The 21842-nt window shown below is 62.0% G+C and carries 19 protein-coding genes and 1 tRNA gene; 9 read left to right on the forward strand and 11 right to left on the reverse strand.

The features are described from left to right. The first annotated feature begins 2 nt into the window (after positions 1-2). The 4 genes from QP803_RS09175 to QP803_RS09190 all read left to right on the forward strand — a co-directional run bounded on the left by QP803_RS09175 (position 3) and on the right by QP803_RS09190 (position 7559). Positions 3-3224: an efflux RND transporter permease subunit gene (locus QP803_RS09175; protein WP_284947463.1), complete on the forward strand. Its 3222-nt coding sequence runs from the start codon at positions 3-5 to the stop codon at positions 3222-3224. 18 nt (positions 3225-3242) lie between these two features. Then, a complete protein-coding gene (locus QP803_RS09180) occupies positions 3243-6326 on the forward strand; it encodes an efflux RND transporter permease subunit (protein ID WP_284947464.1) in 3084 nt (1027 codons plus the stop codon). 188 nt (positions 6327-6514) lie between these two features. Then, positions 6515-7411 (forward strand): IclR family transcriptional regulator, encoded by an 897-nt coding sequence (locus QP803_RS09185; protein ID WP_284947465.1) that lies wholly within the window; start codon positions 6515-6517, stop codon positions 7409-7411. A gap of 58 nt (positions 7412-7469) precedes the next feature. Then, positions 7470-7559 (forward strand) — tRNA-Ser (locus tag QP803_RS09190). A gap of 53 nt (positions 7560-7612) precedes the next feature. Here QP803_RS09190 and QP803_RS09195 read toward each other — a convergent pair. The 4 genes from QP803_RS09195 to QP803_RS09210 all read right to left on the reverse strand — a co-directional run bounded on the left by QP803_RS09195 (position 7613) and on the right by QP803_RS09210 (position 12304). Then, positions 7613-7975: an arsenate reductase gene (locus QP803_RS09195; protein WP_284947466.1), complete on the reverse strand. Its 363-nt coding sequence runs from the start codon at positions 7973-7975 to the stop codon at positions 7613-7615. A 4-nt stretch (positions 7976-7979) separates the two neighbouring features. After that, entirely contained in the window at positions 7980-9296 is a 1317-nt protein-coding gene (locus QP803_RS09200; RefSeq protein WP_284947467.1) for an LLM class flavin-dependent oxidoreductase, read from the reverse strand. 89 nt (positions 9297-9385) lie between these two features. Then, positions 9386-10981, reverse strand: coding sequence for an N-acyl-D-amino-acid deacylase family protein (locus QP803_RS09205; RefSeq protein WP_284947468.1), 1596 nt, complete (start codon positions 10979-10981; stop codon positions 9386-9388). A 9-nt stretch (positions 10982-10990) separates the two neighbouring features. Continuing rightward, on the reverse strand, positions 10991-12304 hold the full coding sequence (locus QP803_RS09210) for an alanine racemase (protein WP_284947469.1): 1314 nt from the start codon (positions 12302-12304) through the stop codon (positions 10991-10993). A gap of 143 nt (positions 12305-12447) precedes the next feature. Between QP803_RS09210 and QP803_RS09215 the strand changes: the two genes are divergently transcribed. Genes QP803_RS09215 through QP803_RS09225 form a run of 3 tightly spaced genes read left to right on the forward strand, consistent with a single transcriptional unit; the run spans position 12448 to position 14218 of the window. Then, positions 12448-12840 carry a RidA family protein gene (locus QP803_RS09215; RefSeq protein WP_284947470.1) on the forward strand — a complete coding sequence of 131 codons (393 nt, stop codon included), beginning with the start codon at positions 12448-12450 and terminating at the stop codon, positions 12838-12840. 37 nt (positions 12841-12877) lie between these two features. Next, positions 12878-13681, forward strand: a complete 804-nt coding sequence (locus QP803_RS09220; RefSeq protein ID WP_284947471.1) for a DUF72 domain-containing protein — start codon at positions 12878-12880, stop codon at positions 13679-13681. A 21-nt stretch (positions 13682-13702) separates the two neighbouring features. Continuing rightward, positions 13703-14218, forward strand: coding sequence for a cupin domain-containing protein (locus QP803_RS09225; protein ID WP_284947472.1), 516 nt, complete (start codon positions 13703-13705; stop codon positions 14216-14218). Between the two features lie 476 nt (positions 14219-14694). On the opposite strand, the gene QP803_RS09230 is transcribed toward QP803_RS09225, so the two are convergent. From QP803_RS09230 to QP803_RS09250, 6 genes are all read right to left on the reverse strand, one after another. Beyond that, a complete protein-coding gene (locus QP803_RS09230; protein ID WP_284947473.1) occupies positions 14695-15888 on the reverse strand; it encodes a DUF3732 domain-containing protein in 1194 nt (397 codons plus the stop codon). A 5-nt stretch (positions 15889-15893) separates the two neighbouring features. After that, positions 15894-17041 (reverse strand): IS3 family transposase gene (locus tag QP803_RS09235; protein WP_284944463.1). Its coding sequence is split into 2 segments (ribosomal slippage): positions 15894-16783 and positions 16783-17041, totalling 1149 coding nucleotides; the frame shifts between segments, so codons are not numbered across the junction. After that, on the reverse strand, positions 16986-17462 hold the full coding sequence (locus QP803_RS09240; protein ID WP_284947474.1) for a hypothetical protein: 477 nt from the start codon (positions 17460-17462) through the stop codon (positions 16986-16988). The genes QP803_RS09235 and QP803_RS09240 overlap by 56 nt, the downstream gene beginning before the upstream one ends. Before the next feature lie 104 nt (positions 17463-17566). After that, on the reverse strand, positions 17567-17977 hold the full coding sequence (locus QP803_RS09245; RefSeq protein WP_284947475.1) for a hypothetical protein: 411 nt from the start codon (positions 17975-17977) through the stop codon (positions 17567-17569). Beyond that, positions 17917-18444, reverse strand: coding sequence for a three component ABC system middle component (locus QP803_RS23995; RefSeq protein WP_350356075.1), 528 nt, complete (start codon positions 18442-18444; stop codon positions 17917-17919). Before QP803_RS23995 ends, QP803_RS09245 begins: the two co-directional genes overlap by 61 nt. A gap of 6 nt (positions 18445-18450) precedes the next feature. Further along, the gene (locus QP803_RS09250; protein WP_284947476.1) at positions 18451-19485 is read right to left on the reverse strand and encodes an ABC-three component system protein; all 1035 of its coding nucleotides are present in this window, start codon (positions 19483-19485) and stop codon (positions 18451-18453) included. A 486-nt stretch (positions 19486-19971) separates the two neighbouring features. Here QP803_RS09250 and QP803_RS09255 point away from each other — a divergent pair, with 486 nt between their 5' ends. After that, positions 19972-20358, forward strand: a complete 387-nt coding sequence (locus QP803_RS09255; protein WP_284947477.1) for a nuclear transport factor 2 family protein — start codon at positions 19972-19974, stop codon at positions 20356-20358. Between the two features lies 1 nt (position 20359). Further along, complete coding sequence (locus QP803_RS09260) at positions 20360-20956, forward strand: DNA-3-methyladenine glycosylase (protein WP_284947478.1); 597 nt, start codon at positions 20360-20362, stop codon at positions 20954-20956. Here QP803_RS09260 and QP803_RS09265 read toward each other — a convergent pair. Next, entirely contained in the window at positions 20946-21842 is an 897-nt protein-coding gene (locus QP803_RS09265) for a LysR family transcriptional regulator (RefSeq protein ID WP_284947479.1), read from the reverse strand. The two genes, QP803_RS09260 and QP803_RS09265, sit on opposite strands and share 11 nt — an antisense overlap.

The following is a 21842-nucleotide window of genomic DNA, read 5'->3' on the forward strand; positions in this document are numbered from 1 at the left end:
CGGTGAATGTTTCCGCGCCTTTCATCGCCCGGCCGATCGCGACCGCTCTGCTTGCGGTCGCGGTGCTGCTCGCCGGTCTGCTCGGCTATATGTCGCTGCCCGTATCGTCCCTGCCGGAGGTCGAGTTTCCGACCATCCAGGTGACGACGCAGCTCCCGGGCGCTGGGCCGGATACGATCGCCACCCTGATCACTGCACCTTTGGAACGCCAACTCGGTGAAATCCAAGGCGTGCAGGGCATGACCTCGACCAGTTCCGAAGGTCTCAGCCAGATCGTGCTGCAATTCGCGCTGACCCGCGACATCGATCTCGCCGCCCAGGACGTGCAGGCCGCCATCACCGCCTCGGCCGGAACCTTGCCGACCTCGCTGCCCTATCCACCGATCTACGCCAAGGTGAACCCGGCGGATTCGCCGATCATCACCCTCGCCCTGATGTCGGACAGCGTTCCGCTCCAAACCATCGCCGACGCGACCTCGACCTTGCTGCAGCCCAAGCTCAGCCAGATTTCGGGCATCGGCCAGGTGACGGTGCTGGGTGGCCTACGTCAGGCCTTCCGCATCCAGGTCGATCCGGCCCGGCTCGCGGCCTATAGCCTGTCACTGGAAGACATTCGCACCGCCGTCGATAACGGCAACCAGAACGGTTCCAAGGGCGGCTTTGACGGCCCCAACCAGTCCTTCACCCTGGCCGCCAACGACCAGTTGGAAACGGCGCAATCCTATTCCGATCTGGTGATCGCCTGGCGCAACAGCGCCCCGGTGCATCTGCGCGATGTCGCGCATGTCGTCTCCGGGTTGGAGAACAGCCATACCGACGTGCGCTACAACGGCCATGAAGCGGTGGTGCTGTCGATCCAGCGGCAACCCGGCGCCAATATCGTCGCCACCGCCGATACCGTGAAGAAGATGCTGCCGACACTGGAGAAATCCCTGCCTGGCGGCGTCAAGATCACCCTCGTCAGCGACCGCACGACGACGATCCGCTCCTCAGTCTCGGATGTGCAGTTCACGCTCATCCTCAGCGTGATCCTCGTCGTGCTGGTGATCTACCTCTTCCTCGGCTCCATTCGGGCGACCATCATCCCCGGCGTCGCGCTGCCGCTGTCCCTGATCGGCACCTTCGGCGTGATGTATTTCCTTGGCTACGGCCTCGATAACCTGTCGCTCATGGCCCTGACGGTCGCGAGCGGTTTCGTGGTCGATGACGCCATCGTCATGATCGAGAATGTGGTGCGCTTTATCGAGGAAGGCGTGCCGCCGATGCAGGCCGCCTATCGCGGCGCCCGGCAGATCGGCTTCACCATCGTGTCGCTGACGGTGTCTTTGATCGCCGTCTTCATTCCGCTGCTGTTCATGTCCGGCGTTGTCGGCAAGCTGTTCCACGAATTCGCCGTCACCCTGTCGGTCGCCGTCATCGTCTCGGCCATCATCTCCCTCACGCTGACGCCCATGATGTGCGGCCGGCTGCTGCGCCCCGTCGTGAAGGAGCGTCAGGCATGGCCCGCGCGGATGACGGATGCGGGGTTTGGCCAGGTGCTGCGCTTCTATCGCGTCACGCTGCTCTGGGTGCTGCGCCGCCAGGCTCTGGTGCTGCTGATTTCCGCCGGCACGCTGGTCGGCACCGTGCTGCTGTATATCGCCATCCCGAAAGGGTTTCTGCCCGAGCAGGACACAGGCTCCGTCATCGCCGTGACCGAGGCGACCCAGGCGATTTCCATTCCCGCCATGATCGCGCTTGAGAACAAGGCGGCCGATGCCTTCCGCCAAGTGAAGGGCGTCACAAACGTGACCTCCGTCGTCGGCACCGGCACGGTGAACGCGACACCCAATGTGGGCCAGATCACCATCACGCTGGCGCCCATCGGCAGCCGGCCGGGCGTGGATCGCATCGTGGACGACCTGCGCGATGCCGCGTCCAACATTCCAGGCCTCACGGTCTTTTACCGCCCGGTGCAGGACATTCAGCTGGGTACAAGCATCACGCGCACGGCCTATCAGTATGAACTGACGGATACCGACAAGACCGAGCTTGCCGCCTTCGTGCCCAAGCTGGTCGCCAAGCTATCCACGCTGCCGCAGATCGAACATGTCAGCAGCGACCAACAGAACGATGGTGGCGGCATCGCCATCACTGTCGATCGCGCCATGGCCATGCGCATCGGCGTGTCGATGCAGACGGTCGAAAACATTCTGTATGATGCCTTCGGGCAAAGGCAGATTTCGACGATCTTCGGCCAGACCAACCAGTATCGCGTGATCGAGGAAGTCGACCCCGCCTTCGCGACCAGTCCCGACCTGCTCTACACCCTGCGCTTTCCTGGCAATGCGACCAGTTCATCGAACACGACGAGCACGACATCCTCCACCGCGTCCTCCAGCAGCACGACGGTCGGGTCCGGCAGTTCCAACACCGCCAGCACGACGACGACACCCACCACCTCCAGCGTCACGGCGCAGATTCCGCTCAGCGCCTTCGCCACCATCACGCGGCAGAATTCGCCGCTGTCCATCAGTCATGACGAGCAGTTTCCCGCCGCCAGCATCGGCTTCGACCTGGCGCCCGGCGTCTCCCTCGGGCAGGCGGTCAATGCCATCGGCCAGGCGGAAACCGAACTCGACGTGCCGAGCACGATCAGCGGCAGTTACTCGGGTGACGCGGCGGAATTCCAAAGCTCTCTGGCATCCGAGCCCTGGCTGATCCTCGCCGCCATCGTGGTCATCTACATCGTGCTGGGCGTGCTCTACGAAAGCACCATCCACCCGATCACCATCCTGTCCACTCTGCCCTCGGCCGGCATCGGCGCCCTGCTCGCCCTCATGGTGACCGGCAACGACCTCTCGATCGTCGCTTTGGTCGGCGTCGTGCTTCTTATGGGCATCGTGAAGAAGAACGCGATCATGATGATCGATTTCGCGATCGAGGCGCAGCGTGGCGGTCGCCGGACCCCGGCCCAGGCCATCGAGCAGGCCTGCCTGCTGCGGTTCCGCCCGATCATGATGACCACCATGGCCGCCCTCCTCGGCGCCTTGCCGCTCATTATCGAAGGCGGCGCAGGCGCGGAGTTGCGGCGCCCCTTGGGCATCACCATCGTTGGCGGACTGATCCTGAGCCAGCTTCTGACGCTGTACACGACGCCGGTGATCTACCTCGCGATGGAGCGTCTGCGCCGCGATCCGCGCCGCCGCAGCACTGCCAGCGCCGCGCCGCGCCCGGCGGCCTAGAGCCGTCGCACCCGCCATATGTCGATTTCATCACCCTTCATCCGGCGTCCGGTCGGCACCATTCTGTTGGCGATCGGCCTGCTGCTGGCCGGCGCCGTCGCCTATAAGTTTCTGCCTGTCGCGTCCCTGCCCAACATGGACCTGCCGGCGATCGTGGTCTTCGCGAGCCGGCCGGGCGCGAGCCCCGAGACGATGGCGAATTCCATCGCGGCACCGCTGGAGCGCCATCTCGGGCAGATCGCCGGGATCACAGAACTCACCTCGATCAATTCCACCGGCTCAAGCTCGATTATTTGCATCTTCGATGTCGATCGCAACGTCGATGCCGCGGCAGGCGATGTGCAGGCGGCGATTAACGCAGCCGAGGCTGATCTGCCCGCCGATCTTCCCAGTGCGCCCTACTACCGCAAGTTCAATCCGTCTGACGCGCCGGTCCTGACGATCGCGCTCACGTCCGATACGCTGTCGACGTCCCAAATCTTCGATGCCGTCGATACCATCCTGGTGCAGCGCCTGTCCCAGGCCGAGGGTGTCGCCAATATCGATGAAAGCGGCGCCGACAAGCCGGCCGTGCGCGTGCAGCTCGACCCGACCGCCGTGGCTCTGTCCGGCCTCTCTGCCCAGGACATCGATACCATCATCAGCGACGCCAATGTCGTCCAGCCCATCGGCAGCATCCAAGGGCCGGAGCGGGCCTCCACCCTGATGGTCAACGGACAACTGAAGACCGCGGTCGAATACCGCAACCTCGTCGTCACGGCGGGGAAATCGGGCGTGCTACGCCTGGGTGACCTCGGCCACGTCATCGATAGTGTCGCCACGCTGCGGCTCGCCGCCTGGGACGGCAAGAAGGCCGCCATCCTGCTCAACGTCACCAAGCAGCCCGGCGCTAACGTCATCAAGACGGTCGATGGCGTTAAGACCCTATTGCCCGAGATCCTGAAGCTGATGCCGAGTGGCATTCACACCACCATCCTCGCCGACCGCACGACCACGATCCGCGCCAGCGTCAATGACGTGCAGTACACGCTTCTCCTCACGGTCGTGCTGGTTCTCGCCGTGGTCTTCGTGTTTCTGCGCCGTACTGTGATGACGATCGCGGCCGGCGTCACCATTCCGCTGTCGCTGGCCGGCACGCTTGCTGGCATGTGGCTGCTGGGCTTCACCATCGACAACTTCTCGCTCCTCGCCCTCACGATCTCCGTGGGCTTCGTCGTCGATGACGCCATCGTCATGATCGAGAATATCCACGCCCATATCGAACGCGGCATGTCGCCGATGCGGGCGGCGCTGCGCGGGTCCCGCCAGATCGGCTTTACGGTGATGTCGATCACCATTTCCCTGGTCGCCGTGTTTGGTCCGCTGATCTTCATGCCCGGCATCATGGGACGCATGTTCCATGAATTCTCGGTCACGCTCGTCATGTCCGTCACCATCTCGGCCGTGGTGTCCCTCACCGTCACGCCGATGATCTGCGGTTGGTTCCTGCGGGCGGAGGTTCATGATCGTTCCCGCGCGCCGCATAAGCGCCTCGGCCGCCGCCTTGGTATCTGGTTCGAACTTGGCTTTCGCGCCGTGCTGCGCGGCTACGGACGCAGCCTGGGATGGGTGCTCCGCCATCGCATCCTGATGAATCTGGTGACGCTCGGCACCGTTGTTCTCACCGTGTGGCTGTATGTCATCGTGCCGAAGGGCTTCCTGCCCAATGAGGATACCGGCCTCCTGCAAGGCCAGACCACGGCGTCGCCCGACATTTCGTTCCGCGCCATGGAGGTATTGCAGCGGCGTGTGGTCAATGTGCTGCTCAAGGACCCCGCCATCGCCGAAGTCGGCTCGCGGATCGGCGTCGCGAGCGGCTTCGCCTCCCTCAATCGCGGCAACCTCTATATCGCCCTGAAACCGATGAGCGAACGGCATGTCTCGTCAGACGTCGTCATCGCCCGCCTGCGCAAACCCTTGGCAGGCATCGCGGGTATCCAGACATTTCTGATGGCGGAGCAGGATCTGCGCACCGGCGGCCGGCAAAGTGCGAGCGATTACGACTTCGTTCTGAGCGGCGACAATCTGGCGGAGTTGCAGCTCTGGGCGCAGAAACTTGAAGACAAGCTCAAGACTATCCCGCAATTGGTCGATATTTCCAGTGACCAGGATCGTGCCGGCCCGGCAGCCAGTGTGGTGGTCGATCGCAGCGCCGCGTCGCGCTTGAACGTCTCCTTGGCCGACATCGACCAAGCCTTGAACAATGGCTATGCGCAGCGCCAGATTTCGACGATCTACGAGCAGCGCAACCAGTACAAGGTCGTGCTGGAGGCCTTGCCGGGCCTCCAACTCGACCCGTCACAGCTAGACCGCGTCTATGTCGGCAGCGACACCGGAAAGCAGGTGCCTCTCTCCGCCGTCGCACGGTTCGAGCGTGGCAGCGCGCCTTTGACGGTGCGTCATGAGGGTCAGTTCCCGGAAGCGACTGTCAGCTTCAGCCTCAAACCCGGCTCGCCGCTCAGCGCTGGCACCACGCTGGTGCAACAGGCGGTGCAGGACATCTTCATGCCCGGCGATATCCACACCGGCTTCGCCGGCAATGCGCAGATTTTCAAACAATCGGGATCGTCCGAGGTCATCCTGCTGCTCGCGGCACTCGGCGCGATCTACATCGTGCTCGGTGTACTCTATGAAAGTCTCACTCAGCCGCTGACGATCATCTCGACCCTGCCATCGGCGGGCGTCGGCGCGCTTCTCGCACTTCTGCTGACCAGCACGCCACTTTCGGTGATTGCCATCATTGGCATCTTCCTCCTCATGGGCATCGTCAAGAAGAACGCCATCATGCTGGTGGACTTCGCCCTCGATGCCGAGCGCACACGCAACCTGTCGCCCATCCAGGCGATCAAGGAAGCGAGCCTCGCGCGCTTCCGGCCGATCCTGATGACGACCTTGGCCGCACTTCTGGGGGCCGTGCCGCTCGCCTTCTCCTTCGGGATCGGGTGGGAGTATCGGCGCCCCCTCGGCATTGCCATCATCGGCGGTCTGATCGTCTCCCAGCTTCTGACGCTCTACACGACGCCGGTCATTTATGTTGCACTGCAACGTAACCGCCAAAAGTAGCGAGGCGTGGACAGCAGCTTTTCGCTGGTCGCCGCCATCGGGCGGATGTAGCATTCTAAGACAGGTGGTTGCACTGGAGCGCGTAATGCGCACATAGGTGGCCGATGTACCGGCGTGTGAAGCCGGATCGAACTGATCGCCGTCGAAGCGCCTAGCCCTGGCACTTCTCGGTGGGGAGGAGCGAGGCCATGGACGCCGAAATAGATCCCTATGTCACTGAGGAAGCCACCGCGAGCACGCGATCGCGCATGAGCGGCCTGCTGCGCGCGACGCAGGTGCTCGACCGATTGGTGGTAGAGGCCAAGGCGACCTCCGCCTATGACCTCGCAAAAGCCATCCGCGCGCCGGTTTCGACCATTTACGGCGTCGTCGATGCCCTGGTGCAGGCCGGCTTGCTGGAACGTGACGCCGCCGGCGCCGTGTGGTTCGGCAGCCGCATGTATCAATATGGCCTCGCCTATGGTCGCAATGTCGATCTGCTGCGCGAAGCGCGGGAGGAGATGCGGCGCCTGGCGCAGGAGCTGGGCGAGACGGTGCAGATCTGCGCCCGTCACGAAGGTTTCGTTGTCATCCAAGACATGGCGGAGGCGTCGCGCAACCTGCGCGTGTCCAGCCGTATCGGTGCGCGCGTTCCGATCAACTGGAGCGTGTCGGGCCGGTTCTTCCTAGCCCATCTGCCGCAGCATGAGCGGCTGGCGATCTTCCGCGAAAACGCCGTGCCTTCCGCCACCGGCCGCGCGCCGCTGGACCCTGAGCAGTTCGTGGCCCTCAGCGACGAGGCGCGTCGCCTCGGCTATGCGAGCCAGTTGAGCGGCACGGATGAGGGCATTGCCTGTATCGCGGCGCCGATCACCAATGCTTCAGGGATCTGTGAGATGACGATCAGCATCATCATGCCGGAACTGCGCGTGCGTGAATCGCTGGAGCATTACGCAGGCGCGGTGCGCGGCGCCGCGGCGCGGATCGAATCGCGCGTTGGCTGGCGGCCCTTTGGGCCCCAGGCGGCCTTCCCCTCTCGCCAGACCGCGATGGCCGACGCGACCTTGCCGGACGGTCGTTTCGCCAATTACGAGGTCATGGCCTAACCCGGTCTTCCGGGCGGTTGCAGCGGGCGGCGATCCTCCTTATAAGCCGCCGCCTGCGGGAGAGGTGCCAGAGTGGCCGATCGGGGCGGTCTCGAAAACCGTTGTGCGTGTGAGCGTACCGTGGGTTCGAATCCCACCCTCTCCGCCAGAATCCCTATCATGTGGTCGTAAAAAGACGGCGGACTGCGCAGCGCACTCCGCCTATTTACCCATCCCAACCGCCTTGGCGTAGCTGTCCGGCTTGAATCCAACGGTCAGGGCGCCGCCGATATCGAGCACCGGTCGCTTGATCATCGATGGCTGCGCCAGCATCAGGGCGATGGCGCGACGCTCGTCCAGCCCCGCCTTCTCCGCCTCGGCGAGTCTGCGGAAGGTCGTGCCGGCGCGGTTCAGCAGCGTGTCCCACCCCACCTGCCGCGCCCAAAGCTCCAAAGTCGGCTGGTCGATCCCACTCACCTTATAATCATGGAAGGCGACGGAAACGTCATGCGCGTCCAACCAGGCGCGAGCCTTCTTCATCGTGTCGCAGGCCTTGATGCCGTATATCGTGACGGGTTTGGCCATTACCTCAGCCAAAGTGGTTCGCCGGTCGCGGCAGACCCAAATGGTCGCGCAACGTGGTCCCTTCATACGCTGTCCGGAAAATGCCCCGGCGCTGCAATTCCGGCACGACCATATCCACGAAGTCATCGAGCCCGGAGGGTACCGTCGGGAACATGATATTGAAGCCGTCGCAGGCCTCCGTCTCCAGCCATTGCTGCATCGTGTCTGCAATATCCTCGGCCGTGCCCACCATCTGCAACCCGCCGTGACCCCCGACCATGTCAGCGAGTTGCCGCACGGTGAGATTGTCCCGCCGCGCCAGGGCCACCAGCGTGTCTCGCCCGCTCTGGCTCGCATTCGAGGGCGGTATCTCCGGCAAAGGCGCATCCAGATCGAATTGCGCGGCATCGACGCCGAGGCGCATGGAGAGGTTCGGCAGGCTGCTATCCGGATGCACGAGGCTGTCGAGCAGCGCTTGCTTGTCCTGCGCCTCGGCCCGCGTACGTCCCACCGTCACCAGCGCACCCGGCAGGATCTTGAGATGCGCGGGCTCGCGGCCCTGCACGATCATGCGGGCCCTCATATCGGCATAGAAGCGCTGCCCATCCTCTAGCGTTCGGCTGCTGGCGAAGATCACCTCCGCCGTTTCGGCCGCAAGTTGCCGTCCGGCTTCGGACGCGCCGGCCTGCACGATGACGGGATAGCCCTGGATGGGCCGCGCGATGTTCAGCGGACCCCGCACCGACAGATGCTCGCCTTTGTGATCGAGCACATGCAGCTTGTCGGGGTCGAAAAAGATGCCGGACTCCTGGTCGCGAATCCAGGCGTCATCGTCCCAACTGTCCCACAAGCCGGTGACGACGGCATAGAACTCGCGCGCCCGACGATAGCGTTCGTCATGCTCGACATGCTCCGTCCGTCCGAAATTGAGCGCGGAATCGGGATTGGAGGTCGTGACGATATTCCAGCCGGCCCGGCCGCCGCTGATATGGTCCAGCGAGGCAAAGCGGCGGGCGATATGATAGGGCTCGTCGAAGGTCGTGGAGGCCGTCGCGATCAGGCCAATCCGCTCGGTCACCATGGCCAGCGCGGAGAGCAGGGTCAGCGGCTCGAAGGATGTCGCGGTCCCGCTGCGCTTCAGCGCCGACATGGGCATGTTCAGAACGCCGAGGTGATCCGCCATGAAGAAGGCGTCGAACCGCGCCCGCTCCAGCGTCTGGATGAAACGCACGAGATGCGTGAGGTTGAAATTCGCATCCGGATAGGCGCCGGGATACCGCCACCATCCCGTATGGATGCCGACCGGGCGCATGAAGGCCCCAAGATGAAGCTGCTTTGTCATGATCGGCTTTCCTGACCTTCAACGTACCTGCGGTGACGCCCTCGCACAGTTCCCCTCAATTCGATCTCAGTCAAATCGAGAATGCGGTCTTAGATCAACCGTCCCGGCAAGCGGCCGGTCGGCTGGCCCTCGGCAAACACCGTCTCACCCGCGACCCAAACCTGGCGCACGCCGGCCGCCAGGCGGGTCGGCTCATCGAAGGTCGCTTGGTCCGCGATCGTGGCCTCGAACAACACGAGGTCCGCGACCATCCCGGGCCGGAGCACACCGCGATCCCCGAGCCCAAAGCGTTGCGCCACCATGCTGGTCATGCGCCGCACCGCATCCTCCAGGGAGAACCAACCCTCCTCACAGGCGAGCCGCCGGATGGCGCGCGGAAACGCGCCGAAGCCACGCGGATGCGGTTTCGTGCCCGGACGCGGCAAACCATCGGAGCCGAACATATGCAGGCAATGGGTGCAGGCCGCCCGCAGATCGGACTCATCGAGCTGGAACAGCACGATGCCGGTCTGCCCATCATCGGCCTCGATCAAGGCGGTCATGAGATCGAAGGGCGTCATCGCAACCCGTGCTGCCGCGTCGGTCATCGACAGGCCCTCCAGCGGCTTCAACGTCGCATCGCCGATGGCGGACAAGCGAACATTGCCCCAGCCGATCAGCGAGACCTTCGATTGCTGATGCGGATCCGCGCCACCCTCTTCGACCCAGCGTTTCAGACCGGCCCGCTGCTCGGGATCGCGCAACCGTGCCCGCAGGGCGACCATGCCGCCCGATTGCGCCGCCGGCGGCAGAAGCTGCAGCATGTAACTGCTGCCGGCGGGATAGGGATACATGTCGAAGGAGACATCGATCCCCTCCGCGCGCGCCGCTTCCAGCATCTGCAAGGCCGCCGGAATGCTGCCCCAGTTGGGCCGCCCCGCTGCCTGAAGATGCGACAGCAGTCCAGCCGCGCCCGACGCGCGCAAGAGGTCGAGGAACTCCGCGATCGACGTGAGCAACCCTGCCTCATAGCTGCGCACATGCGCGGTCAACAGCCGGCCATGGGCCTGCACCGTTTCCGCCAAAGCCAGCAGTTCCGCGCGGTCGGCATAGGCACTGGGGGGATAGACCAGGCCGAGCGAAAGCCCGGCCGCGCCCTGCGTCAATTGCCGCGCCAGCAGCGCCTGCATGGATGCGATCTCCGCCTCCCGCGCCGGTCGCGCCTCCTGCCCCACGATCGCGAGCCGCAGCGCTGCATGGCCGACGAGGGAGACGAGATTCGGCGCAATGCCCCCCGCGTGCAAGGCGGCGCGGTACGCCGCCAGATCGTCGAAGACCTCCTCCGGCCGGGTGTCCCCGAGCAGGGAGGAGAAATGCGCGCGCAGCGCTTCCCGTGAGGTCGGCACGGCGGGATAGAGCGAGAAGCTGCAATTGCCGACGACGACGGTAGTGACACCTTGGGCGAGCTTTTCGGGCCGCGTCGGCTCCCGCAAGCCGATCAAATCGTCATGGCAATGGGCGTCGATGAAGCCCGGTGCGAGATAGGCCTCCGCCGCGTCGATGACGGTTTCATCGGCGTGGGCCGAAAGCGCGGGTCCGATCGCGGCGATGCGGCCGTCCGACGAGATGCGCAGGTCGGCGCGAAACCAGGGCGCGCCGGTGCCATCCACCACGCGCGCCCCACGGATCAAGGTCTCGGGACCCATTGCGCTGGCCTAGCCGAAGAAGGTGGGAAAGGCCGTGCGCACGATGCCGGCTTCGTCCACCCCGAGAATAAAGCGATAGAGGTCGATGCTGGTGCAGGGATGCGACAGGCCGAACTCTACCACATCGCCCACGCGCACATCGACGCCAGACGTCAACTCCATGAAGGCATGCTGATCGTTGAGCTTGGTCACGCTCGCGATGCCCGACAGAGCGCCCGCCGGCGCGCCGTCCCGGAACAGCGTCAAGGGTTGCGGCAAATCCTGATCGGAGGCGACATCGCGCATGCCCAGGCCGCAAACGGCGAGGTCAGGCTCCGGCCGCGACAGCACTTCCGCCCAAACGCGCAGGGCGGGGCGGAACACCTGCCCGGCCGAAGCCACCTCACCGCCCAGCACGAAACCGTGGCGGGCGTCGAGCGCCGCCAAACCGCGTTGATAGACGCCGTGGTCATGAAAGAAGATGGCGCCGCCGCGCAGCACCAGCGTGGTCGCGCCATCCGCCGCCGCGACCGGCTTCAGCGCCGCCAGAACGCGGTCGAAGAACAGCGATCCGCCGACGGTCAGCACCAGGGGCTCACCCGGCCCGACGCTGGCGCGCACCTCCGCCAGCACATCCGCAGCGAGCTGAAACAGCGCGGTATGCACAACCTCCGTGCGCTCCGGCGTCGGCTGAGTCGCGGCACCCTCATAGGACCCGACGCCCGCGAGGCGCAGCCGCCCCTCCGTCGCCTGAATGGCCGCGATGATGGCGCGCGCCGCCGCCATATCGCGCGCGCCACCCCGTGCCGCACCGACTTCCACCAGCAGACGCAGCGGCGCAAGCGTGGGTTCGGTCGCCCAGACCGCCGCCAGGGCATCGATCACGGCCGTGGAATCGACGAACAGATAGAGCTCCGCCGCTGGATGGTCGCGCAGCAGCGCCGCGAGGCGGCCGGCACCCCCGCGACCGCCGATGCCATTGGCCAGGATCAGCCGATGCAAACCGGCCCGCAGCATCACCGTCGCCTGCCGGATATCGGCGACCGTCGTGCCCCAGGCCCCGGCACGCACCAGATCGGCTGCGAGGTCCGGCGCCATCGGCGTCTTGGCATGCGGCGCCATCGCCACGCCCTGCTCGCGCGCATAGCGCAGCATCGCATCACGGTTATGGGCGTAGGCTGCGAGATCCAGCGTCAGCACGGGCAGAGACATCGCGCCATCCGCCGGGTGCCAGCCACACGCGCTGATCTCCGAGATCGCCAGATCAGACGTGCCCGGCGGCATGCCCCGCAGCCGGTCATCGAGCAGCATCGTCGTGTGCAGCAGGGGAACGGGGACGGTCATGAGAGGCTCTTTCGCGAATGCGTGCGGTCGTGATGCGCGGACCGGCCTGGCCTCGGTTGCCGGGTCCGATCGACGCCAGTATAGCCTCCGCCCTATCGGACGCGCGTCTGATATTGCAGATCATTCCGCTTCGGAGAGAGACTATGACGATCCAGCGCATCGGCAGTCAGGGCAGCAAGGGTGCCGGTGGCCAGCATCTGCCGTTTTCACGCGCCGTGCTCGTGAATGGCTGGCTCCACGTGTCCGGCCAGGTCGCGATGGAGAAGGGCGAGGTCATCGAAGGCGGCATCGTCGCCCAATCCCACAAGGCGATCCAGAACCTGCTGGCCATTCTGGCGGAAGCCGGGTTCGAGGCTGGCGATGTGATCCGCTGCGGCGTCTGGCTGGATGATCCGCGCGACTTCTCCTCCTTCAACAAGGTCTTCGCCGAATATTTTGGCGCCGCCCCCCCTGCCCGCTCCTGCGTCGTCTCCAGCATGGTCATCGACTGCAAGGTCGAGATCGACTGCATCGCCTATCGCCAGCCGAAGGACTAGCCTCGTCGCGCGACCACGGCATGAGAGGATTGCGGGCATGGCGAGCACAGCGAGCGGCAGCATTCGGATCGGCGTCGGCGGCTGGACCTATGAGCCGTGGCGCGGGCCCTTTTACCCCGACAAATGGCCGCAGAAGCGCGAGTTGGAATATGCCGCCGGGCACCTCACCTCGATCGAGGTCAATGGCACCTATTACGGCTCGCAAAAGCCCGAGAGCTTTCGCAAATGGCATGATGAGACGCCGGCGGGCTTCGTGTTCTCCCTCAAGGCGTCTCGCTATTCCACCAATCGCCGCGTGCTGGCCGACGCCGGAGAGTCCATCGAGCGATTCTTCAAGAGCGGCGTGCTGGAATTGAAGGACAAGCTCGGCCCGATCAACTGGCAGTTCATGGCGACGAAGCAATTCGATGCTGTGGATTTCGAGGGGTTTCTGAAGCTGCTGCCTAAAACGGTGGAGGGTCGGGCGATCCGCCATGTCGTGGAAGCGCGGCACGAGAGTTTCCGCAATCCGGAGTTTCTCGCCATGCTGCGAGACTATGGCGTGGCCGCCGTGGTGGCGGGTGATTCTGAGTTTCCGCAAATCGCCGACATCACCGCGCCTTTCGTCTATGCCCGCATCATGGGCACGCAGGAGGGCGAACCGCTCGGCTATCCGGCCCAGACGCTCGACCTATGGGCGAAGCGTGCTCAGCTTTGGGCTGCGGGAGATGCGCCGAAGGACCTGGAAACGGTTGCGCCGGCCAAGGCGGATGGCGTGGCGCGCGATGTCTATCTCTACGTCATCAGCGGGCATAAGGTCAGCAACCCCGCCGCCGCGCGGGCTTTGATGGAGCGGATTTAGTTCATTGCAGGAGTTGCCCGCATGACCGATCCTATTCCCGATGACGACCTCGCGCGGGTTTTGACCGTCGCGCATGTGGATGGCGCCACGATGCGCCATGTTGCGATCGCGGGCGATATCTACACCATCCTGGTCAGCGGCGCGGATACGGCCGGGCGCTATTGCCTGATCGACATGCATGTGCCGGCCGGTGGCGGGCCACCGCCGCATCGGCATGATTTCGAGGAGATGTTCACGTTGTTGGAGGGTGAGCTGGCCTTCACCTTTCGGGGTGAGACGACAACCGTGCATGCGGGATCGACGGTGAACATTCCGGCCAACGCGCCGCATTCTTTCAAGAACCTGGGCACCAGCGACGCGCGAATGCTGTGCCTGGCGACACCGGCGGGGCTGGACGCGTTCTTTCTGGAGGTTGGCGATATCGTGGAGAGCCGGACGTCCTCGGTGCCGAAGCTGACGCCGGAGGCGGTCGCGGCGCGGCAGACGAAGGTCGGGTCGTTGTTGGGGAAGTATCGAACGGAGATGGTGACGGGGTGATGGTGATGATTGGGTCTTCGCACGCGTCGTAGCCGGAGGGGGCCGAGAGGCCAGCGTCAGTGACGCAAGACGCCGCACAGAAGATGGGTGGCATTCTCGCGGCCCTCGGCCGCTCCCCAATGGTCGGTGCGGATCTGGACCTCGCTCGATCGCACTTGGAAGGCCCCAGGGTCGATCTTCAATAGCGTTGTCGTCCTGAGCACTATCGATCTAGCATTTAGCAAAGGACGAGGACCCCTTCATTGCGTTTTGACTACTGCGGACAACGGCGGCGGGAAACCGATGATATATGCATAAATGGCTGCACGATCGGCTCTGATACGTCAGTCTGTCTCACGATAATATCATAGAGCGCAATTGACCGTCGAGCTGGATGAGGAAACGGCAGATCAAGGACGCTTTGTCGCCTGAACTTACGTGTAGACGGAAAATATATCTTCATTCCAAAGTGGACATCGCCGGGCCAGCCGCCCTGTTCAGAACAGCCAACTGACTGGCACCAGAGCTCGTTCCTGCTCAGGTGAATGATCGCGCCATTCTGCGGCGAGGTGAATCCCAGGCAATCCACCCCAAACTCCGTCGTCGGCATGGTCCAAAACAATTACTTGTAGCCGCGTCTGCGCAGCCTCAGTTGCCCTACCTAAAAGAGCGAACACTTTGCGGACGGCAGCGACGTCCTCATCCTTCCACTCGATAACTTCGGGAATGTCGGATTGCTCACGAATAGCAGCGCGCTTCGGAAAATAGACTTGACTGGGTTGGTCGTAGATTAATAGCCCAGGCACGGGAGCCAACGTATCGCTTAGAAAGAATTTCTGAAGTGCAAGTGTTAGAGCCACGTGGTAAGCTAGCCAGTTAGCGCCGCTTCCTATCTCCCAAAGATAGTCGTCACGAATTCCTCGTTTTACCTGGATCGTCAGCTCAGGAATTACAAGGCGCATAGGAGCATTGGGGTATTCGCCGTCTAAATGCGGCATTAACTCGCTGCTAAAGCCCTGGATTCGGTCCAGCGCGTTGTTTGTCCTTCGGGTGATCTCATAATCGGACACCTTGCCAGCTACGTCTTTAATTTGGACCTGCAAGTCCGAAATTTCCCCGTGCAGTCCAGATGTTTCATCTACCGAATCGTACAGCTTCAACGCCTGCTCGAGCCGACCGACAAATCTTTCAACATGATAAAAGTGGTCAGCTTGCTCGCGCGCCTCTTCCGAGAGCCTTTCCAATGCCGAAATTTCCCGCCGCGTCTGGTTCAGTTCAGCAAGGACACCCTCGGCCATCCCTCTCTGGCGAAATACCTCCTTGTCTAGTTGCTCTGACATGCTGGGGTGTGCTTGCAGCTGGGCTTCTAGTCCCTCGAGAGCATCGCAGAGGACAGCCAACTGGTCCCGATCACCGGACCCGAGCGTTACGAGAGGATCTCTCACATCCTGCTCTAAGCTCCTGAGCCAACCAGCAATCGAAAGCCGATCCCGCTGGATGCGTATCGCGCCACCATAGGCATCCGTGCTTTCGCGCAGCCGTCGCAATTCGTTCATCCTCTGCCTATGACCTGAAAGTGCTTCAGCAAACGCCACTTCGTCGCGCCTTAGTTCCGCAAGTCTTTCAAGAGCAACGTCGATCCCTTCTAGGCTCGGCGCTGCAGACTGAGCTGCTGCCGGTTTGGTGGACACGCACCTTAGCCTGACGCTTTGTTCCGCTCGAATTCCATAGGGCTGAGATAGCCGATGGTCGAGTGGCGTCGGCGTAAATTATAGAACCGTTCGATGTAGTCGAATACGTCGGCTCGAGCCTGGTCCCTCGTGCGATATACCTTGCGGGCTGTTCGCTCAGTTTTCAGCGAGGAGAAGAAGCTCTCCATTGCCGCATTGTCCCAGACATTCCCTGACCGACTCATGCTGCAACTAACGTTATGATCTGCCAAGAGCTTCTGGAACTGTTCACTGCTGTATTGGCTTCCCTGGTCCGAATGATGCATCAACGCATCTGGTTTGCCGCGGCGCCAGATCGCCATCATTAACGCGTCGGCCACCAACTGAGCTGTCATCGTGACGCTCATCGACCAGCCCACGACACGACGCGAGAAAAGGTCAATGACGGCAGCCACGTAGAGCCAACCTTCTGCCGTCCAAAGATAGGTGAAGTCGGCGATCCACTTCTGGTTCGGTGCTGTAGCTACGAATTGGCGGTCCAGCACGTTGGCAGCCGCCTCGTTCCGCTCGCCCTTGTCGGATGGCAGGCCTCTGCGGCGCGGTCGGGCCCGTAAGGCTTGCTCGCGCATGAGCCGCTCAATGCGGTGCAAGCCACACACGTCACCCTCGGCCAGGACGTCATGCCAGACGCGCCGGGCGCCATAGGTCCGGTCGCTGCCGACGAAGCTGGCCTTGACGTGCGCGCCGAGAATTTCGTCGCTGCGTGCCCGAGCGCTGGGCGATCGGGTGAGCCAGGCGTGGAATCCACTGCGTGAGACACCGAGCGCCTCGCAAAGCCACCGCACCGGCCAAATCCCTCGATGCTTCGCCACGAAGCCGAATTTCATATCGACTCCCTCGCGAAGTAGGCCGCGGCTTTTTTTAGGATATCGCGCTCCGCCTTGAGCTTTGCGACCTCACGCCGCAGACGATCTATCTCCTGCTGATCCGGCTTGAGCTGGCCCTGGCCCGGAAATGCCTGCCCAGGATCCGAGGTAACCTCCTTGATCCATCGTCGCAGAATGCTTTCGCCCACATCCAGGTCCCGGCTGGCCTGCACCAATGAAATCCCACGTTCATTAACTAGCCGGACCGCCTCCAGCTTGAACTCCCGGCTGAACTGTCGTCGCGTCATTTGCATCCTCCAATCTCGCGAAACACCTTAATCTCGGTGTCCACCAAACCGGCAGCAGCTCAGACCTACCATTAGAAGCGATGATCTTGCGTAGCAGATCAACAATGTCCGGCCACTCCTCGGGAATGACTTGATCCGGTGGAAGAAGGCCAAATTCGACGGCCTGACGTACCCATGATCTGGATTCCAATCGCCATGCGGACGTTGTAGAGGTGATCGCTTTTAAGTCGGCTTCCTTGCGCCGCAAGATGCGTTGCAGACGCTCCAACTCAAAGCGAGCCTGCAGCACGTCCGCTGTGACTGCACCCAAAATATAGGGAAATATGGTTTTCAGTTTCTCTCGATGTTCAGTCGTATCCGCCTTGAAAAACATAACATCAGGGTTAGCTACGATATTTTGTGGCTGGAACGTAAATGCCATCAGATCCCGGAAGCTTGGACGCGCTTTGAACCCGCTGTCGCTTCCGGGCTCAAATCCAAAGCCCGTGAGGCCGGATAAGCGGTCAAGCAGGAGCTTGACGTACTCTACGTTCGTATTTTCTCGAGTATGCGCTCCGGCACATCGACAAGTGGGGCTTCAATGAGCACCATATCCGCTGTTTTCTGTTGATCACCGGGTTCTCGCCGGGCGATCAGCTTTTGACCCTCAAGCGTATCGACAACGATCCCAAACCATCCACAAGTTTCACGTATCACGCCTACTGGGATCGAGCATTTGTTGGACCCAAGACAATAATCGACGATTGGAATGACCGCGGATTTCCCGGTCTTAGAAGCGCCACTGATAACGTTCACTTTACCTGGCGTAAATTCGATGATCCTTGGGCTGCGGTCAGATTTCGGCCAGAGAATGAGTTTGCGCAGCTGAAAGAGCATTAGAAATCGACCCGAAGAGTTGACGAAATCTGAGTTAAATTCATCAACTTGAACCAGCATCCAACCTTCTCTGCAGCACCTGAGAAGCCCTTTATGCGCTCAGGGATGAAGGGCTTTCTCATCTTTTGCGTCGGCGTGTTAGCGCGCAACGTCGCATTCGAGTAAGTAATTGTAGCGAGACCCGCGTTCACCGCAAACCCAATGGACCTCAGCGTGAGCGTCCGAAGCACCAAGGCTCGATTATGGACGGCGAGAAGATCCTCTCGATCTTCGCCAAGCTTAGCTGCAAACAGTGTCAATCCTGATCGCTTCTGCGTTGAGATAATTAGGTCCAGGGTTGTACGATGCAGAAGCAGAGGCAAAACAAGGAAGGCCAAGGGAATCGGCACAGGACTTTGATCCTCCGCTTGATATCCGAGGCCAAACTGCCAAATAGCGTATGCACCAAGCGCTGGGTTCTGAACTATTTCTAGTCCTGTGAGAGGCCGGTGCGATCTGAAGTCGTCACGTAAACTTATGCCTGACATATAAGCCTAACCTAGCATTGTATCGTAGTCAGGATGCCAGCCGAGGATTGATCGATCGGCCAATTCGTTCAAACAGCCATGAACAAAATGACCAGGCACCGTGCGCCCTTCGATGGGAGCCTGAATTCGTGTGCAACGGAGATACACAATCCGTCCTCGCTGTGCAGGCTGGTGCTGAGCATGTGTCAGATTAACCTCTCCACTGATGGCACCGCAACTAGCAATCAAGTGGTCATCCATCTCGTCGAAGCTCTTCTTGAATACGTGACCCTTTTCTGCCCAACTGACCTTGTCTGAAGATGCACGTAGAAAATCGCTTATCGCTCGAATACTTTCATCTCGTGTCGCGTTGATCAGCTCCAACTGTCGGATGAATGTTGGCCGCTTCCAAAACCAAGTGGAAAGCTCCTCTTGTCCCGGAGTGTCGGCGACCGACACCAAAAGGCCTGGCAAGTTAACTTTCTGCGCATAGGCTCGGACCTTCGTAAGAAACTTGTCTGCAGCAATCATGCCAGGTTGCTGCAAACGAAGCAGCGCATCGCCTTCCTCTTTCGCAAAGCCTATAGAGGCCTCGCAGATAATCTGGAGAACCGTCGGTTCAAAGGCTATGCCCAACCGATTCCGCACACTCGCTATCGGGTCCAGCTCATTGATGACTGTAAGCCGCTTGACGAACGAAACCTTATCTGCATCCGACATTTTCAAGAAGAGATTCAAATGCGGCAGGCAGCCGGGCAACTTCTTCTTGAGTGAAGCCAACGCTGTCTTAACTGCCGCGACTGCATCGTCAATCTCCTGCTTGGTAGAAGCGTTGCCTAGCAGCTGAGGTAGGCCACCTGCCTTCAATGGGGTCACGTAGAAGCGAAAACAGTAATTCGGATCAGCGGCGGCGCCGCTACTCACCCAGTGACCAACCGTCTTCCAAAAATCGGGCGCCCAATCAGATAGAGGGTTATGAGAGGAAGCACTCTTCATCTGCTCTAGAATAACGTGCCCAGTAGGCAGATGAATCGCTACGTCCTCTACGGTCTCGAGAGACACTGACGAGCCTGGAGGACACGTTAGTAGATTGTAGCAAAGGCGCACAGGTTGGAGTGCATAACCGAGATATTGACCGGGGGCAGTACGTTTAGCTAGTGCAGATGTGGCGCTCATCATTGCTCCAAGCGAATCGACGACTTTGAAATGTGGAGCAGTCAATACGGCTTCGCAACCCTTTAACCTGGGCCGATTACCGTTTTGGAGCGAAAAAACGGACGCGCCGTTGAATACGTTGATTTTTATTGGGAAGGCTGAGTTATCAGTTTGTGCCCTTAGTCTTTGGCCGCCTTCTAGTCGACGACTAGCGACGAAGGCTTTGGCGGGACGTCATCTCAAATTCTCGGCCGTAATGTTCCCTATTTGCCATTCTCGCTCTTAGGTTTGCGCCGTAATGCCCAGCGATCTAATCGATAAACTGCCTTCAGATCGTCTGGCCGAGCTAGCGCATGGTACACCGCCTTACCCCCACCCCCCGGAGGTTCCGCCATGGACGACCAAGACATTCGCGCCGCTCTGGATCGCCACTGGGCCGCGTCCGACGCGGACGACTTCGAGGGCGAGCACGTGATCTATCGCGAGGACGCGCTGCTCGAATACCCGCAATCCGGCGAGCGCCTGCGCGGGCGACGGAACATCCAGGCGTCGCGCGCCGCGCAGCCGAACCGGAAACGCTTCGCCATCCGCCGGATCATCGGCGCCGGCGCGCTTTGGGTCACCGAATATATCCTCACCTATGACGGGCGGCCGTCCTACACCGTGAGCATCATGGAGTTCCGCGAGGGCAAGGTCGCCCGCGAGACCCAGTATTTCGCCGATCCCTTCGCGCCGGGGCCGTCACGCGCGCAATGGGTCGAGCAAATCGAAACGCCATAACATGCCCATCCGCCCGCTCGCGCGCTCGGACCTGCCGATCGATACCACATCCCTCGCCCGCTTTCTGATCGGCCGCGTGGTGCTCCGCAGGCTGCCGGAAGGCGTCGTGAGCGGTCGTATCGTGGAGACCGAGGCCTATGTCGTGGGGGATGCCGCCGGGCACGCCTATCGGGGCATGACCCCGCGCAATCGCGCGCTGTTTCTGGCACCCGGGCACGCCTATATTTACGTCGCCTATGGCATTTCCAACATGCTCAATGTCTCAAGCGAAATCGCCGGGGTCGGCGCCGGCGTTCTCATCCGAGCGCTCGAACCGCTCGACGGCATCGCGATCATGAAAGACAATCGCGGCATCACGCGCCCGCGTGATCTGGCGCGCGGACCAGGTCGGCTCACTGCCGCTCTGCGCATCGATCGTGCATGTGATGGGCTCGATCTTTGCCAAGAGGGTCCGTTTTGGCTCGGGTCCGATGATCACGCATCCGGCGAAATCGGGCAGAGCATCCGCATCGGCATTTCGAAGGAGGCCGACCGCCTCCTGCGGTTTTATCTTCGGGAAAATCCCTTCGTCAGCGGTCCAAAATCGCTCATGGCGTAGAGATAGACAGCCCCGCGAGAAGCGACGCGTAGGCGGCGAGCCTGCGGGATACGAACTCCGTGAACAGCCGCACGCGCTTCGTCTTGCGTGTCTCCCCCTGCGTGAGAAGCCAGAGCGTTCCGTACAGATGCAGGTCGGTGCCCGGCACCCTCACCAGCAGGGGGTCGGCATCGCCGACGAAGCACGGCAGCGTCGTCATCCCGAGCCCTTGCCGTACAGCCGCGATCTCGGCCGCCGCGTCGGTGACCCTGAATGGAACCCCGGTGATCCGAATCTCACCCGCGCTGGCCCAATCCGGAATGCCATGCAGGCTGATGACGATCCACCGCATGGGATCAGACGCGCCCGCACGCCATGCAGCCAGTCGGTCGCGGGACATATAGACGCCGCCGAACAACTCCGGCCCCTTCAGACCGTGAAGATTGAGCGGCAGGGTCTTGCGGTCATAGACGACGCGGATCGCGACGTCGGCGTCGCGGTTGGTCAGATTTGCCAGCTCGCCAGACGACAGGATTTCCATTTCGATGTCCGGATGGAGACGCGCGAAATCGGCGAAGTCCGGCATCAGCAGGTGTGTCGCGAGGGGTGCTGTCAACGTCACGCGCAAAAGCCCGCGCACGCTTTGGTCGCGCCCGAAGACGCGCGTCTCCAGCAAGTGCGACGACGCTTTCATCTGCTCCGCGAACTCCAGCACCTCCTCGCCCGCAGCTGTCAGGCGGTAGCCCGAAGGCCGCTTTTCGAACATCTGCACCCCGAGGCGTTCCTCGAACTGGGCAATGCGTCGCAGCACGGTCGCGTGGTTCACACCGAGGCGTTCGGCGGCAGCACGCACCGAGCCTTCGCGCGCGACGGCCAGAAAGTAGCGCACGTCATCCCAGTCGATCAT

The sequence above is a fragment of the Acidisoma sp. PAMC 29798 genome (assembly GCF_030252425.1).
GTDB classification, from domain to species: domain Bacteria; phylum Pseudomonadota; class Alphaproteobacteria; order Acetobacterales; family Acetobacteraceae; genus Acidisoma; species Acidisoma cladoniae.